The following is a 15665-nucleotide window of genomic DNA, read 5'->3' as shown; positions in this document are numbered from 1 at the left end:
CCCCATGGATTTTCTTCTGGACGTCAGCCTTGTTGATGGACCATTCCTGTGGTTGAGCATTATCGGCGGTGTGGTGGGAGCCGCGTACCTTCTATGGAGGCGTCAGCGTTCCTGGCCACTGGCCGTCGCGGCCTGCGTTGCGGGTGGCGTCGCCGTTGTGGCGCTGGCCCACTGGGTCCTGGTTGATCTGCTGGCCATCTTCTCGGAAAACCTTCCCTTTGAGACCCTGGCGTGGTCGGTTCCGGCTGTCGCGGCCGCTCTGCTGTTTGCGACGCGATTTCCCCAGGCCACGTGGAAAAGTCGTGCCCGCGGCCTGGTAGCGACGCTGGGCGTGGTTCTCTTGAGTGTTGTCCAAGTCAATGCCTACTTCGGACTGAACAACACGGTGGCTGACCTTCTAGGTACAGCCGTCGCCCGTATCCAGCCCTTGGAGGGCAGCCTTCAACGCGCTCCGGACAGCAAGCCTGGACCTGCGCCGTCGGTTTGGAGAGCTCCCGAGTCAATGCCGCGGGGCGGCATCCTTCGAAAGTCCCAGATCCCGGGAAACATATCGGGCTTCACAGCACGGGAGGCCTACATCTACCTGCCTCCGGCCTATCAAACCGCAGCACGGCCAAGCTTGCCTGTGCTGGTGCTTTTTTCAGGCCAACCCGGGGGCCCCGCCGACTGGTTAACAGGGGGCCAACTCCGTGCGCAACTGGACAGGTTTGCTGACGCCCATGGCGGGATCGCCCCCGTCGCGGTCGTGGTGGACCCAAACGGCTCGGCAAACGCCAACACGTTATGCATGGACAGCCGCATCGCGCAGGCTGACACCTATCTCTCCCAGGACGTACCTGCCTGGATCAGCTCCACCTTGGATGTATCAAACGATCACCGGCTGTGGGCAGTGGGTGGCTTTTCGTATGGCGGTACGTGCGCGGTACAGATGGGGACAAAGCATCCGGAATTGTTTACTTCGGTAGTGGGTTTTTCCGCTGAGCGGGAGCCATCGCTGGCGAAGGACCGGAACAAGACCATCGCAGACTCGTTCGACGGCGACGTGGCCGCTTTCGAGTCAAGGACCCCTTTGTTTTTGATGCAACAGCGGGATTACGCGGGCAGCGGCCTGTACTTGGCAGCGGGCGCCACGGACACCGAGTTCACAGACTATATGCACGTTCTTGCCGACGCTGGAACGGCAGCGGGATTTAGCGTCCAAGCACACTCAATCCAGCACGCCGGCCACTCGTGGGATGCTGTGGTCAGGGGTATGCCTGATGCGCTGGATTTCTTGTCTTCCCGTTGGGGAATAGTCCAGTGAGCCTTGCCCTGAAAGGCGTCGTGCAGCCCGTCTTGAGGCAAGCCGCCAAACATCTCCGTGCTACTCCCTTCACCACGCTCGTGCTTGCGCTGTTCGTGGCCGTGTCCGTTGTGTCCGGCAGCATCCTTGGGGGTCCTGCGGAATCATTGCTGCCTGTGGCGGGCGTGACCCTGGCTGGGCTGCGGTCGGGGGAGTGGTGGTCTATCTGGACGTCATTGTTCTTTACGACCAACCTGCTGGCGTTTGTCACTGCTGCGCTCATGATCCTGTTCCTGTTGGGGCTTGCAGAGCGGCGATTCGGCTTCTTCCGGACGGCCGGGGTCTTCCTGGGCAGCCAGTTTGCATGCGTTGCGGCATTCCTCCTGGTCACCCAGGTGGCGCGGTACATGGATGATGGTTGGATCTCCAGGATGGTGGATACCCGGCTGATAGGACCCTACGGTGCCTTGATAGCCACAGCGCTTGCCGCCAGCGCCATGTTGCCAACGCTTTGGCAACGACGATTGAGGACCGTGGTCCTCTCCCTGTCCCTGCTGCTCGTGCTGTACATCGGGCACGCCGAGACCTTGATGGGGCTTGTGGGGGCTTTGTTGGGCTTGGGGGCTGCGTGGTGGACCCAGAGCAGCCAAGGGCACCTTCACCTGCACCGCTCCACAGGCCCGTGAAGTGCGGAACCTGCTGGCCCTCACCATGGCCATTTTCGCTGCCGGCCCCATACTGACCGCTGCAGCCAAGAGCCCTTCGGGACCTCTGGCCTTGTTGCGGGATGTCATCCTTAACCCGCTCCCCACTCTGAGCCAACTGGAAAGCAATTGCGGCGGCACCATTGACGTGGCTTGCCTCGAGCTAAGCCGTCAGGGCTATACGGGTCCGTTTGGCCTGGCACTTGCGGTTGTGCCTGTGGTCTTGTTGCTGATCTGTGCCGACGGCATGCGGCGTGGGCGGCGCCTGGCGTTGGGGATAGCGATCGGTGTCCAGTTGGTCGTAGTGGCCCTTTCGACTGTCTACTTGAGCCTTTTTGCGGGCATTCCAATGCCCCCGGGACGTCAAGCGGCGATGTTGAACCCGGCAGTTGTGCATCTGATCCCCTTGGTCCTGGTTCCGCTTACCCTGGCGGTCCTGTTGTTTGCTTATCGTGGACACTTCCGGGTCGAATCCTCTGCCCGTTTGCGGCGGCGCGTCTTTTGGCTGGTTGGCCTCACAGGTGCGTCCCTGGCGCTTGCATACACTGCCGTATGGCTGGCCTCGGGCGGCATGACGCGCGACGGCGGCTTGCTGGGTTTGGGTGCAGAGCTCGCCCGGCAGTACCTGCCGGTTCCGTTGCCCAGCGTGTACCGCAAGGTCTTTGCTGAGCGCGACGCTTTTGAAGTCTTTCTGTTCTCCTACTCCGGGACCGTCTTCTGGCTTGTGGCGTTGATTGGAGTCTGGATACTCCTCATCCGAGGCCATCATGCTGCCGGCTTGGACCATCAAGGGCGGGACCGTGCACGCGAGCTGGTGAAAGCCGGTGGTGATTCGTTGTCGTGGATGGCGCTCTGGGAGCCGAACAAATATTGGTTCAATCCTGGCGGTACGGGGGCAGTGGCATACCAGCAGCACGGCCATGTCGCCCTGACCTTGGCCGGTCCCGTGGGCGCGGGGGAGCACCATGTAGAGACTGCTGGAGGATTCCTTGATTTCTGTTCCCAGCATGCCCTGATACCTTGCCTCTACTCATGTACAGATGAGTTGTGGCCCATGCTTCAGGCCCGCGGCTTTCGAAGGGTTGCTGTCGCGCAGGAAACCCGGTTGAGGATCAGGGGTTTGGAGTTCCGCGGCAAGGAATGGCAGAACGTCAGGACGTCCCTCAACCGGGCAGCAAAGATGGGGATCACTGCCACATGGGGCCGGTACGACGGTTTGCCCCATGCCCTGCGTGCACAAGTGGGCGAGGTGTCTGAAGAGTGGGCTGCACAAAAACGCGTACCTGAAATGGGATTTACGTTGGGCGGCCTGGATGAACTTGAGGACCCTGACGTGTTGTGCTGCGTGGCCACTGATGCTGAGGGGTTCGTTTATGGCGTCACCAGCTGGCTTCCTGTCTACCGGAACGGCAGTGTTGTCAGCTGGACCCTGGACTTCATGCGTCGGCGCGGCGATGCCTTCCCGGGAGTGATGGAATTCCTGATTGCCTCCGCCATCCTCCATCTCAGGGAGTCGGTGGAAGTTATCTCACTCTCCGGTTCGCCCTTGGCGCGGGAGAAGGACGAGATTGATCAGCAAGCCGAGGGACTTGCCGGCATGTTGGACTTGGTTGGCCAGGCCCTGGAACCCGTCTATGGGTTCCGTTCCCTTGCTTCCTTTAAGTCACGGTTCCAACCCGATTACAGAACTTTGTATATGTATTACCAGGAGCCGTTGCACCTGCCCGCAATAGGCAGGGCGCTGAGCCGCGCATACCTTCCGGGATTGTCCGTGCGGCAATCTGCCAGACTGCTGCGGACACTGGTTGCTTGAATTCACGACGTCTTTTCTCTGAGGCCGTTTAGCATTTCTTCACGCTTTGTAACAAGGGTTGTCGAAATATCAGACATTTCATCCGACATTCCGGCTGTTAAACACGTTGATCCCGACTGGAAAGCCGGGACCAACATGTTTGTTGAAACTCCAACAAACAAAACCAACAGCTAAGACTAGACGACCGTAACGCCGGTTGCCTGGGGACCCTTGGCGCCCTGACCGATCTCGAACTGAACGCGCTGGTTCTCATCGAGGGTCTTGAAGCCACCGGTCTGGATCTCGGAGTAGTGAACGAAAACATCCCCATCCGAGTCATCCGGGGTGATGAAGCCGAAGCCCTTTTCAGCGTTGAACCACTTGACGGTTCCCAGTGCCATGTATTTCTCCTCATTATGGAACAGCAGTCCGATACACCTCGTACCGGCCCTTGTTACTCCGCGAGAAGATCCGGATTCCGTCCAGGCTTGGCCTGTCCGGTTTCGCAGGAGCTTCACGCTCGCAACTCGTCTTGCGAGCATGAAAACCACCTACACAAAGACTGCTACAACACTTTCATGTGGCGTGCCGGAGGTCAACGGTCTTTAAGGCAATTCGGGAAAATTTTCGGTAAAAAGAAGGTAACGCGGACAACCGCAATTCGCCGCGATCTGATTGTCCTAAGCCAACCACTGTCCGTTACGCATGACCGCAGTAAGGCCGAGTTCCTGATCGGTTGTAACAACGTCAGCGCGAAGGCCGCGTCGCAATCCACCCACCTCGTCAGAGAGTCCAAGAATGGCTGCAGGCACTGCAGTCGCTGAGCAGATGGCGTCCGGAAGGGCGACGCCGGCGGCCACCGTCTTGCGGACCACTTCCAGGAGCGTGGCCGTGCCCCCTGCGATGGAGCCGGTGGCATCCAGGGTTGCCACGCCATTGCTGACGGTCACCGGCGATGGTCCAAGCATGTAGTTTCCGTCCGAAAGCCCAGCAGCGGCCATCGAATCAGTCACCAGGAGAATGTTGGCGGCACCCACCAACTGAAAAACGGTGGCCACGGTACTGGGGTCCAGGTGGGTGTCGTCGGCGATAAGTTCCACCACAGCCTTTCCCGCCTGGGCGGCCCGCAAGCAGGCAGCAACAGGGCCTGGCGCGCGGTGATGCATGGGTGGCATCCCGTTGAAAAGGTGCGTCACTGTCGGTAGCGAGCTGACGCCGTCGAACCCTGCCGATTCCAGTCCCTCGCGGGCCGCAGCCAACGATGCAGCGGCAGTGGCGTCGTCACAATCCGTGTGTCCCAACGAGGGCGTCACGCCGTGGAAGGTCATTAAGTCCACCAGGGCAGCGGCCCCGGGCAATTCCGGGGCATACGTCATAGTGGCAAGTTTGCCGGCGGCAGCGCCCACGAGTTCGTTCATGAGGTCCAGGTCCGGCTCCAGCAGGTAATCCGGGTTCTGGGCGCCGCATCGTGCATGGGAGAGGAAAGGACCCTCCAAATGGATGCCGGCCACCAGACCTTCGTCGACGAGCTTCACGTAGAGTTCGATCCCGCGAAGGAGGTCCTCCCGGGGCGCCGTAACCATGCTTGCGAGGAAAGTTGTGGTGCCGGAACGGTGCAGGAACTCTACTGCTTTACGGGCCGAGGCCTCCTCTCCGCCTGGAAAGTCACCACCATTTCCGCCATGGCAGTGGACGTCCACCAAGCCAGGGAAGATGAAGTGGCCGCTGGGCGCACCAATGCGTATGGCGTGCCCGAATCCTTCAAACGCGTCCGCGTCAAAGCCGTCCGCCGGCCCTGCGTAGGCGATGCGGTCGCCGTCGATGGCCAGAAGGCCGTCTTCCACCACCACACCGTCACTTACGAGCGTTCCCGTGAGGATTTGGTGGCTGGGCGCGGAAGAATGGACGAAATGGTCTGCGGCAGTCATGACTCTGATTCTAGTGGTCTGCGGCACACTCGCTAGAAGAGGCGGGATTCGCTGTCGTCCACACCGCGCATGGCGTCATAGTCCAGCGTTATGCAGTCGATTCCGCGGTCGTTGGCCAGGACTTTGGCCTGGGGCTTGATCTGCTGGGCTGCAAAAATCCCACGGACGGGCGCCAGCAGTGGATCCCGGTTCAACAGCTCCAGGTATCGGGTAAGCTGCTCGACGCCGTCGATGTCGCCGCGCCGCTTCAGTTCAATCGCCACCGTTGCGCCGGTTGCGTCCCGGGCAAGGATGTCTACGGGTCCGATCGCAGTGAAGTATTCCCGCCGGATGAGTGAGTAACCGGTTCCGAGCGTTTCGATCTGTTCTGCCAGGAGGCGTTGCAGGTCAGCTTCCACGCCGTCCTTGATCAGTCCAGGATCGACACCCAGATCATGTGAGGTGTCATGCAGTTGCTCATAGATGTTGATGATGAGCCGGTCATCGGTCTTGGCCGACTGCACGGTCCACTGCTCAACGACGCCCTCTTCCACTTCGGTTTCCTCGGGGGATGTTACGCGCAGCGTGGCCGGTGGGCTCATCCAGTTCAACGGCTTGTACGAGCCGCCGTCGGAGTGCACCAGCACCGAGCCGTCGGCCTTGACCAGCAGGAGCCTGGTGGCGAGTGGGAGGTGGGCCTTGAGACGGCCAACATAATCAACAGAACAACGGGCTATGACGAGTCGCACCCGCCTTACCTTACCCGGTGGCGGCCGGTCGCTGGGGCAGAATGGAATCATGCCCCGTTCCAACCGCCCTCGTCGCAACGCCGCCAGCACACGTTCGAACAAACCTGCCGGCAAGTGGGCAGACGAGGCCCCGGAACTGGACCTGGAACGGGCAAGGGCGGGGATTGCGCGCAGGGAAAGCGCCCCCGATGGCGACTGGATGGTCCGCACCATGACGGCGCGGAAGGCGGAGAAGCAGTACATCTGCCCGGGCTGCTCGACAGCCATCCTCCCCGGTATCGCCCATTTGGTGGTGTGGTCTGACAACCACCTTTTTGGCGAAGCCGCCGGGTTGGCCGAGCGCAGGCATTGGCACACCAACTGCTGGACGTCACGAACCTACCGGTACCGCTGACCAGGTCCCGCCGATTCCCTTAGGCTTGGGAGCATGACTTTCGACCCCGCCTCGTTCGTTTTCACTGCGCAGGATGCTCCCTCGGCGATCCGGGCCTCCACCGTCCTTCCCGCGCGTCGGGAGAATGTGGAATTCACCACCGACGACGGAAAACTCCTGCTGGGGGAGCTCGCCGTGCCGGAGTCGGGGGAGATCACCGCAACGTTGATCACCCTTCATCCGCTGCCGACCCATGGCGGCTTCATGGACTCGCATGTCTACCGCAAGGCTTCCTACCGGCTTCCTGCGCTGGCAGGGGTGGCGGTCCTGAGGTTCAATACCCGTGGCACACACTCGCCGCGCGGTACCAGCCAGGGGCAGTTTGAAGAGGGCATCGGTGAGCGTTACGACGTCGAAGCCGCCGTCCGGTTCGCCGTTGAGCGTGGCCTGCCGAACCGGTGGTTGGTGGGTTGGTCGTTCGGGACGGAACTGGCACTGATGTACGGCGCAGTGGAACCTGTGGCGTCACAGATCGAGGGCGCGGTCCTCCTGTCTCCGCCACTCCACCGGGCAACGGACGTCCACCTCAAGGAGTGGGCAGCCTCCGGAAAGCCGCTGACCGTGTTGGTTCCGGAACACGACGATTACCTTCGACCCGCGGAGGCAGCCCAGCGCTTCAGCCTGATACCGCAGGCGCGGGTGGTGGGCGTCGACGGTGCCAAGCACCTGTGGGTGGGGGAGAAGTACGCAGCGCGCGTCCTGGACGAAATCGTCGACGACGTCACTCCGGCAGGTGCCGGCGTGAACGGTCTGCCACGTGAGTGGGCGGGCCCGGTCGCCAACGCGGGATGAGCAGGCCAACGCGGGATGAGCAGGCCAACGCGGGATGATTAGGCCAGCGCGGGACGACTGGACGGGGAAAATCAGTGCCTGTCCTGGCGCATGATGAAGACTTCCTTGATCAGCAGCATGATGGCCGCCGCTGTCGGAATGGCAATCAACGCACCCAGGACACCCAGCAGGCTTCCGCCGGCGATGACTGAGATCACGGCGACGGCACCCGGAACGGCCACTGCCCGCTGCATGATGCGCGGCGAGATGAAGTAGGCCTCGAACTGCAGGTAGGCAAAGTAGGCGATCGCATAGATAACGGCCGTTTGCCATCCGGCTGTCAGCGCCACGAGGATAACCACAACTGCGGCGATCATGCCGCCAACCAGCGGGATGAAGGCCAACAGCGCCACCACGAAGGCAAGCAGGACGCTGAAGGGAATGCCGAGGATGCTCATGACGATGAAGGCAAAGAATGCGTTCAGCAGGGCAACGCAGGGCCTGGCCAATCACGTAGTTGCCCACTGAATCGGTAATCGCTTCCGAAAGTGCCTCGACACGGGGGCGGCGCGACCTCGGCGCCAGGCGGTAGGCCCATTTCTTCATGGATGGCAGGGCAGCCAGGAAGTACAGGCTAAGCACCAGGACAATCAGCGTGCCGAACAATCCGTTGGCCACAGTGGAACCGAAGCCCACCACGCCGCCGAAGATGCCACCCATGGCTTCGGGATCCTTAACGAACTTATCCAATTCGGTAGTGATGCGGTCGCGAATGCCGAACTGGCTGTCCACGGTCCGGAAGAAATCAGAGTCGAGGAAGCCCCGTATCCACTCGGGCGCTTGCCGGACGATCTCGGAAACCTGTTCCACGATGGTGGGAATCAACGTTGCGAAGAACCCGGCAACCGCAAGGACCAGGACGGAGACAGATATCAGGATGCCGCCAGGGCGCGGCACCTTTCGGGTCTCAAGCCATCGGACTACCGGATCCAGCCCGAGGGCGATGAAGAGCGCGGCAACGATCCATAGGATCAGCTGGGTGGTATTGCTCGCGATGTAAAAGACCAGCAGGGCCACGCCGACCCCCGCGGTGCCCATGAAGCCCACATATAACGGGTGCTGGGAGGACATTCGGGGACCGGGAGCGCCGAAGTCATTTTCTTCGTCGGCCTTGATGCCTTCCGCTGCAACAACGGCCTCGTCCTCGGGAGGCATCTCGAACCTGACCCGGGTGCGGGCTCCAGGGATGGGTTGCCTCAGCTTGCGGGCTATCGCGGCCAGGCGTCCGGTGCGGACCGGAACAGTAGCGGAGGTCCCATCCGCGGGGGCATCCACCACAGTTGACCCTGACTCATCGATGGGACGGGGCTCCAAGTGGTCTTTCACGCGGTTCTGCTGCCTTTTCTACGTTGTTTGCACTTTTTGTCTAGGTTATTAGCTAAATGCGGTGGTGACGCTGCGATTCAGGCGCTGGTCGCCTGGATATCATGATCATCGCCACACTATCAGGAGCCCGGAATCCGGCCTTGGCGGCGCCGTTGCAGGGAACCAGGCGTCCCCGGCGGGATGGGCCGATCTGACTCTTTGATAACAAAACGGTTACCCTTGAAGTTCAACGACCGCTGATGATAGGTGATCCTGTGCGTTTGAAGACTGCAGCCTTGCTGGTGCTGCTGGGCCTGCTGACGATGCTGGCCGGCATTGGCCAGCTAACCTTCTGGGCCCCCGCCGAGACCGTGACGGCCTCGGTTCCCAGTGACACAAAAGCTGCCCCGCTGACCGTGATCGACCAAAAGTTGATCGCCCTCCATGACGGGCCGGTGAAGATCAAGATCCAGGGTGAAGGCAACTTCATCGTTGCCACGGGCCGCCCGGACGACGTCGAAGCCTGGGTGGGCAAAACTGCCCACAACACTCTGACGGGAGTCTCCCAGGACCAGAAGTCCCTTGAGGTTGCCTCCACTGACGGGGAAGCAACTGCTCCCTCTCCTGTAGGTTCGGATCTGTGGGTTAACACAGAAGACGCCAGCGGAGAACTGGACTACACCTGGAATCCTCCTGCTGGAGGCGAGTGGTCCCTCCTGGTAGCCAGCGACGGAACCAAGCCTGCGCCGTCGTCAATCTCGATGACTTTCCCCAACAACGCAACCACGCCTTGGGCCGTGCCGCTCATCGTGCTTGGCATTATCATCATGCTTGCCGGAGTAGCCCTCCCGTTCGTTTCCAAGGCCATCAGCAACCGCCGCAAGGGCGATGAGCACCGCAAGGGTGATGACTTCGGTGGACCGCGTGGTGGCGGGGAAACCACCACCCTGCCCGTCCAGGCGCCGCCCGGCAAGGCTGACGGTCGCCGGGGCGCTGGAGCAGAAGGCTCAAGCCTGCGCGTTACTGCCGTTGCCGCTGCACTCGCAACCGCGCTTGTGGGAAGTTCGGCGATCGCTGCCCAGGCAACGTCCACGCCCAAGCCCACCAACTCTTCTTCCGCTTCGACGGAAGGGGACGCGGCACCTGTAATGCTCGAATCCCAGCTGCAGCGCATCCTGGAGCAGGTTGCCAGCACTGTGGACGCAGCGGATGCCGCCAAGGATGCGGCCAAGCTCGCGCCGCGCGTGGACAAGATGGAACTCCAAGTCCGCACCCAGAACTACAAGATTCGCTCCACGGTGTCTGCTTACGAGCCCCGGATGCCGGTTCGTGCCACCAAGCTCCAGAGCAGCGTCATCAGTACCAAGCGCGACTGGCCGCGTACGGTCTTTGCCCTGACCCAGGGTGAGGGCAACGTCGTGCCCCAGGTCCTGACGTTGGTCCAGCTCTCACCGCGGGAAAACTACAAGCTCTGGGGCAGCGCTCCGTTGCAGCCGGGCACCAACTTCCCGTCGTTCCCCGTTCCCCGTGACGGAACCGCTCCTGCAGCAGCTGATGACAAGACCGGACTGGCTTACAGCGGCAACGAAGCCTTGGGAATCCTTGGCGAGATGCTGACAACTCCTGACTCACCCAACAGGAGCAAGCTCGCTGATGGTCAGTCCTCGCCGTACATCGCCGGTGCCCTTGCCTACCAGGCGGACACCGTGAAGAACGGAACCAGTGCCAACTTCAAGTTCTCCCATACACCGGTGAACAACCAGACCGTGGTGCTGCGCACGGCAGATGGCGGCGCCCTGGTGGTCGGGCGCCTGGACTTCGCTTTTGAAGGAACACCGAAGGCGGCAGGGGACAAACTGATTCTCGAGGACGACTCCGCTGTTTTCGCCGGCGGCAAGGAAACCACCACAGGTATGGTCCTGAACTTCGCCGAATCGGTGGCCGTTTACATTCCGCCGGCAGGTTCTGCTGATCCCATGAAGCTCGTAGCCGCTACCCGCGGACTCGTGGGAGCCAGCTTCAAGTAGGACATGCCCATGGCAAGGCAGCGGCTAGAGTGGACGGTATGAGTTCGCCCGGATACCGACCCACTCCAGCCGCTGCCAGCCAGCTGAACCTGCGCGGCGCCGTCGACCTCTCGTCGTTGCGCCGGCCCGCCGCCCCGCCCCAGTCGCCGCCTGCAGGCGCGCCAACCGATTCCGCCAGCCCGGAATCGGGGGCACCCAGCGGAGCCGAATCGGGACGTGCACCCCTTCGCGTGGACGCTACCGAAACCAATTTCCAGGATCTGGTGCAGTTGTCCGCCCAGATACCTGTCCTCTTCCTTCTCTGGTCGCGCTATGCCGCCGAATCTCCGGCTGTCCTCGACGCAGCCCAGCGCGTCGTCGAAAGCTATGGCGGACGCTTGGTTCTTGCTGCCGCTGACGTTGATGCGTTCCCTCAACTCGCACAGGGCCTTCCAGGTCCAGGCAGTGCCCACGGCTGTTGCCGTCGTCAAAGGGCAGCCCGTGCCGTTGTTCCAGGGTCCTGCCGATGACGAGCAGATCCGCAGCCTCGTTGATGAACTGCTCAAGGTTGCAGCCGCCAACGGCGTGACCGGAAGCATCGGTGATGCTGCGCCGGAGGGCGAAGCGGAACCAGCACCGCTGCCTCCCCTCCATCAAGCAGCCATCGATGCAATCGAGGCCGGAGACTACGCCGGAGCGGCGGCTGCCTATAAGCAAGCACTGTTGGAAATGCCCGCCGACGCAGACGCCAAGGCAGGCTTGGCGCAGGTGGAGCTGATGGCCCGGCTTGAGAAGATCTCAGCTGCCGAAGCTGAAAACCTCCGGGAACTGGCAGCACAGGAGCCCGACAATGTGCAGGCCCAGCTGGGCGTGGCCGACCTCGACATCTCCGGCGGGCACATCGAGGATGGATTCAACCGCATCATTGCATTCATCGGCCGGAATTTCGGTCCCGAGCGCGAGACCGCCCGTCTACGCCTGCTTGAACTTTTCGAAGTAGTGGGCACGTCGGATGAGCGGGTGGCCAAAGCCCGTCAAGGACTTGCGAGGGTTCTGTTCTAGTGCCCTCGGCGCTGTTTACGCCCCTGCAGCTGCGTTCGCTCCACATTGCGCATCGTGGGTGGGTTTCACCCATGTGCCAGTACAGTTGCACCCCGGAAACGGGTGAACCCAACGACTGGCACTTGATGCACCTGGGATCCTTTGCGGCCGGTGGTGCTGCGTTGATCCTGAGTGAAGCTGCTGCGGTGAATGCCTCAGGCCGGATCAGCCCCAGGGACGCTGGACTCTACTCCGATGAGCAGGCTGCCGGCTGGGAGCGGATTGTCCACTTCGTTCACCAGCACGGCGCCGTCGACTGCAAGATCGGCGCCCAGCTCGCGCACGCCGGGCGTAAGGCGTCGACGTACTGGCCGTTTTCAGACCGGACCGGTTCCGTTCCAGCTTCCGACGGCGGCTGGGTCACTTTTGGTCCTACCCAACAGCCCTACGACGGTTATGCGGCGCCGGAAGCCATGAGCGAAGAAGACATCCATGGAGTTATTGCCGACTTTGCAGCTGCGGCCGCCCGGGCTGTGGCCGTAGGTTTTGACACCGTGGAAATCCATGGCGCACACGGGTATCTGCTTCACCAGTTCCAAAGCCCCCTTATCAACACCCGTATTGACAAGTGGGGTGGCACTGAGAATGGGCGGAACCGGTTGATGCTCGCGGTCGTAGACGCCGTGCGAGAGGTCATTCCGGATTCCATGCCATTGTTGTTGCGGATTTCCGCAACTGATTGGGCGGAAGGGGGAGTGGATGTCGATGCCTCCGTCCGCCTTGCCAAGGCCGCGTCCGAACGCGGTGTCGACCTCGTGGATGTCTCCAGTGGCGGGGCGGTCGCCCATCAACAAATCCGGCCCGCTCCCGGTTACCAGGCTGGATTCGCCGAACAGGTAAAACGCGACGCCGGTATACCCACCGGCGCAGTGGGCCTGCTCACAAGTGCCACCCAGGCCGAGGATATCGTGGCAAACGGGCGTGCCGATGCGGTCTTCATGGCGCGGGCAGCGTTGCGCGATCCGCACTGGTGGCTCAGGGCCGCTTATGAGCTCGGACACGAAATTTCCTGGGTTCCGCAGTACCGCAGAGCCATACCCCGCCACGGCTTCTAGCACGTCCCGACACCACTGTAAGCCGGGGCTAGGCTGGAGCCATGACGGAACCGCGCCATGAACCACTCTCCCAGCCATCCCGGCTTCGCCGGCCTGCACCCCAGGATTCCGCGGTTGAAGAAGCCGGACTGTCAGCAGACCCGGACAGGGACCTGCCGGTATCGGCTCTGTCCATCCGCGGCCTGGCCAAGCGGTTCGGTGGAAAGATCGCTGTCGATGGCCTGAGCCTGGAGGTTCCCGTGGGTTCCTTCTATGGAATGGTGGGTCCGAACGGTGCCGGCAAGACCACCACATTGTCTATGGCCACTGGGCTGCTGCGGCCGGACTTTGGCACGGCGTTGGTCCATGGTGTGGACGTTTGGGCCCGGCCGCTGGAGGCCAAGAAGCTCATGGGTGTGTTGCCCGATGGTGTCCGTTTGTTTGACCGGCTGACCGGGGAACAGCTGGTCACATACGCGGGCCTGCTCCGTGGCATGGACCGGGACGTGGTTCGTCCCCGGGTGACCGAACTGTTGGCGGCCTTGGACCTTGAAGCCGATGCCGGATCCTTGGTGGTTGATTACTCGGCAGGTATGACCAAGAAGATCGCGTTGGCTTCGGCGCTGATCCATGCTCCGCGGCTGCTCGTATTGGACGAGCCCTTTGAATCGGTGGATCCGGTATCGGCGGCAAACATCAGGGGCATCCTTGAGAGCTACGTATCTTCCGGAGGTACGGTCATCGTCTCCAGCCACGTCATGGACCTCGTGCAGCGCATGTGCAGCCATGTGGCGGTTGTGGCATCAGGACGTGTACTCGCGGCGGGGTCCGTGGATGAAGTCCGGAACGGTTCCACGCTGGAGGAACGTTTTGTGCAGTTGGTAGGCGGCGGGCACCGGACGGAGGGACTGGAGTGGTTGCGCACCTTCTAAGCCTTAAATGGCGGTTGCTCCTGAACGGCTTCAAGCGCAGCCCCGCGCAGCTCATCGGAATGGGCATCGGGCTGTTGTATGCGCTGGGAATCGTGGTCCTGTTGATTGGAGCGTTGATTGCCCTGCGTTGGGCGGACCCTGAAATCGCCCGGACCGTGGTGGTCTTGGGCGGTGCTGCGGCAATGCTGGGCTGGGCAGTGGTTCCCCTTCTAGCATCCGCAGCCGACATGACGCTGGATCCCGCGCGGTTCACCACATCTGCGATCCCACCCCGCCAGCTTCTCACCGGCCTTGCTTTGGCGGGTTTCATCGGGATTCCGGGCCTTGCCACAGCCCTTGTCGCGCTGGCCACTGTTGGCACGTGGTGGCGGAGTTTTCCATCCGTGGCGGGTGCGTTGCTGGGCGCGATTTTGGGAGCCTTGACCTGCGTGGTGTTGTCCAAAGTGGTGACGACTGCGACTGCCGGCCTGGCATCGTCCCGCCGTTTCAAGGACGTCAGCAGCATCGTCTTTTTCATCCCGCTCATGCTGATGGGTCCCATCATCGTGGGTATCGTCGACGGAGTTCGCGGCACGGCGGATTATCTCCCTGGGCTTGCCCGTACAGTCTCTTGGACCCCTCTTGGCGCGGCCTGGTCCCTGGGCGGTGACCTCGAGGCTGGCGACGTTGCTTCCGCCGGACTGAAACTCCTCATTGCTGCTGCAACCCTATCCGGATTGCTGCTGTGCTGGCACCTGCTGCTGCAACACGCTTTGGTGACCCCGCCGTACGCCGGAGGTTCTGCCAAGAAGGGCGGCAAGCGTGGGCTGTTCGATGTACTGCCAGGTACACCGGCTGGCGCGGTTGCTGCCCGCGCCTTGATTTATTGGATGAAAGACCCTCGATACGCGGGCTCGCTGGTGGTCGTTCCACTGTTTCCGGTGATTTTCTTCTTCAGCGGGAGCCAAAGCGGTGATTACGGGATGCTCATGCTCCTTGGGCCGCTGACGGCGTTTGTCATGGCGTGGTCCATCTGCGCTGATGTTTCCTATGACAACACCGCTTTTGCCCTTCACCTGGCAGCAGGTGTCAGGGGTGTGGATGACCGCCTGGGCCGTGCCATTGCGTGCTTGACCATTGCCCTGCCTCTTGTGCTTCTCTTTTCCATAGGTCCGTTCTTCTTCGCCGGTTCCTGGGCGTGGGCTCCGAACGTGGTGGGACTGTCGCTGGGCACGTTGTTCACCGGCTTGGGTTTATCCTCGGTGATCTCAGCGCGATACAACATTGCTGTGCCCTTGCCCGGTGACAGCCCGTTCAAGAAGCCACCTGGCAACGTTGCCCAGACGCTGGCCGTGCAGATGATAGGCATGGGTGTCCTGGTTCTTTTGCTCCTGCCGCAGCTTGCACTGGTGGGGGCCCAACTGTTTACCGGCAGCGTCGTCCCCGGCTGGATTAACCTTGGGGTGGGTCCACTTTTGGGCATTGGCCTGTTCATTGTCGGAGTGCGCCTGGGCGGTAAATGGTTGGATGCACGGGGCCCGGAGATGTTCGCCCAGGTCAGTGTGAACCGCTGACGCCGTAACAACCATGGCCAGCTCATGGGACATGGG

General features: G+C 61.8%; 10 protein-coding genes and 3 pseudogenes. 9 read left to right on the top strand and 4 right to left on the bottom strand.

Annotated features, from left to right (window positions below; translation table 11 throughout):
* The first annotated feature begins 4 nt into the window (after positions 1–4).
* The gene (locus LDP01_RS06150) at positions 5–1303 is read left to right on the top strand and encodes an alpha/beta hydrolase (protein ID WP_224087983.1); all 1299 of its coding nucleotides are present in this window, start codon (positions 5–7) and stop codon (positions 1301–1303) included.
* Positions 1285–3799: pseudogene (locus LDP01_RS06145) on the top strand (phosphatidylglycerol lysyltransferase domain-containing protein). The gene LDP01_RS06150 and the pseudogene LDP01_RS06145 overlap by 19 nt, the downstream one beginning before the upstream one ends.
* A gap of 176 nt (positions 3800–3975) precedes the next feature.
* Here the strand turns inward: LDP01_RS06145 and LDP01_RS06140 are convergent.
* The 3 genes from LDP01_RS06140 to nucS all read right to left on the bottom strand — a co-directional run bounded on the left by LDP01_RS06140 (position 3976) and on the right by nucS (position 6434).
* The gene (locus tag LDP01_RS06140; RefSeq protein WP_018776337.1) at positions 3976–4179 is read right to left on the bottom strand and encodes a cold-shock protein; all 204 of its coding nucleotides are present in this window, start codon (positions 4177–4179) and stop codon (positions 3976–3978) included.
* Between the two features lie 279 nt (positions 4180–4458).
* Entirely contained in the window at positions 4459–5706 is a 1248-nt protein-coding gene (locus tag LDP01_RS06135; protein ID WP_224090944.1) for an N-acetylglucosamine-6-phosphate deacetylase, read from the bottom strand.
* Between the two features lie 32 nt (positions 5707–5738).
* Entirely contained in the window at positions 5739–6434 is a 696-nt protein-coding gene (nucS, locus tag LDP01_RS06130) for an endonuclease NucS (RefSeq protein WP_216923947.1), read from the bottom strand.
* Positions 6435–6483: 49 nt separating this feature from the next.
* Between nucS and LDP01_RS06125 the strand changes: the two genes are divergently transcribed.
* Together LDP01_RS06125 and LDP01_RS06120 are read left to right on the top strand one after the other, a co-directional pair.
* Positions 6484–6828, top strand: a complete 345-nt coding sequence (locus LDP01_RS06125) for an Rv1322 family protein (protein ID WP_224090942.1) — start codon at positions 6484–6486, stop codon at positions 6826–6828.
* Between the two features lie 33 nt (positions 6829–6861).
* Positions 6862–7659, top strand: coding sequence for an alpha/beta hydrolase (locus LDP01_RS06120; RefSeq protein ID WP_224090941.1), 798 nt, complete (start codon positions 6862–6864; stop codon positions 7657–7659).
* A gap of 71 nt (positions 7660–7730) precedes the next feature.
* On the opposite strand, the pseudogene LDP01_RS06115 reads toward LDP01_RS06120, so the two are convergent.
* Positions 7731–9024 (bottom strand): annotated as a pseudogene (locus tag LDP01_RS06115) (AI-2E family transporter).
* 239 nt (positions 9025–9263) lie between these two features.
* On the opposite strand from LDP01_RS06115, the gene LDP01_RS06110 reads away from it, so the two are divergent.
* The 5 genes and pseudogenes from LDP01_RS06110 to LDP01_RS06090 all read left to right on the top strand — a co-directional run bounded on the left by LDP01_RS06110 (position 9264) and on the right by LDP01_RS06090 (position 15629).
* Entirely contained in the window at positions 9264–11030 is a 1767-nt protein-coding gene (locus LDP01_RS06110; protein WP_224090940.1) for a DUF8094 domain-containing protein, read from the top strand.
* A gap of 38 nt (positions 11031–11068) precedes the next feature.
* A pseudogene (locus LDP01_RS06105) lies at positions 11069–12071 on the top strand (tetratricopeptide repeat protein).
* The gene (locus LDP01_RS06100; protein ID WP_224090936.1) at positions 12071–13165 is read left to right on the top strand and encodes an NADH:flavin oxidoreductase/NADH oxidase; all 1095 of its coding nucleotides are present in this window, start codon (positions 12071–12073) and stop codon (positions 13163–13165) included. The pseudogene LDP01_RS06105 and the gene LDP01_RS06100 overlap by 1 nt, the downstream one beginning before the upstream one ends.
* Positions 13166–13206: 41 nt before the next feature.
* Positions 13207–14076 carry an ABC transporter ATP-binding protein gene (locus tag LDP01_RS06095; RefSeq protein ID WP_224090934.1) on the top strand — a complete coding sequence of 290 codons (870 nt, stop codon included), beginning with the start codon at positions 13207–13209 and terminating at the stop codon, positions 14074–14076.
* Positions 14058–15629, top strand: a complete 1572-nt coding sequence (locus LDP01_RS06090; protein WP_224090932.1) for a transporter — start codon at positions 14058–14060, stop codon at positions 15627–15629. The genes LDP01_RS06095 and LDP01_RS06090 overlap by 19 nt, the downstream gene beginning before the upstream one ends.
* The last annotated feature ends 36 nt before the right edge of the window (positions 15630–15665 follow it).

The sequence above is a fragment of the Arthrobacter sp. StoSoilB13 genome, from assembly GCF_019977255.1.
GTDB lineage: Bacteria > Actinomycetota > Actinomycetes > Actinomycetales > Micrococcaceae > Arthrobacter.
This window is presented reverse-complemented; position numbering and strand designations above follow the sequence as displayed.

Excerpts from the sequence above, each read along its gene's own strand:
- LDP01_RS06140 (WP_018776337.1), bottom strand. The coding sequence starts at position 4,179 with ATGGCACTGGGAACCGTCAAGTGGTTCAACGCTGAAAAGGGCTTCGGC.
- LDP01_RS06150 (WP_224087983.1), top strand. The coding sequence starts at position 5 with ATGGATTTTCTTCTGGACGTCAGCCTTGTTGATGGACCATTCCTGTGG.
- LDP01_RS06110 (WP_224090940.1), top strand. The coding sequence starts at position 9,264 with ATGATAGGTGATCCTGTGCGTTTGAAGACTGCAGCCTTGCTGGTGCTG.
- LDP01_RS06135 (WP_224090944.1), bottom strand. The coding sequence starts at position 5,706 with ATGACTGCCGCAGACCATTTCGTCCATTCTTCCGCGCCCAGCCACCAA.
- LDP01_RS06125 (WP_224090942.1), top strand. The coding sequence starts at position 6,484 with ATGCCCCGTTCCAACCGCCCTCGTCGCAACGCCGCCAGCACACGTTCG.
- LDP01_RS06120 (WP_224090941.1), top strand. The coding sequence starts at position 6,862 with ATGACTTTCGACCCCGCCTCGTTCGTTTTCACTGCGCAGGATGCTCCC.
- LDP01_RS06095 (WP_224090934.1), top strand. The coding sequence starts at position 13,207 with ATGACGGAACCGCGCCATGAACCACTCTCCCAGCCATCCCGGCTTCGC.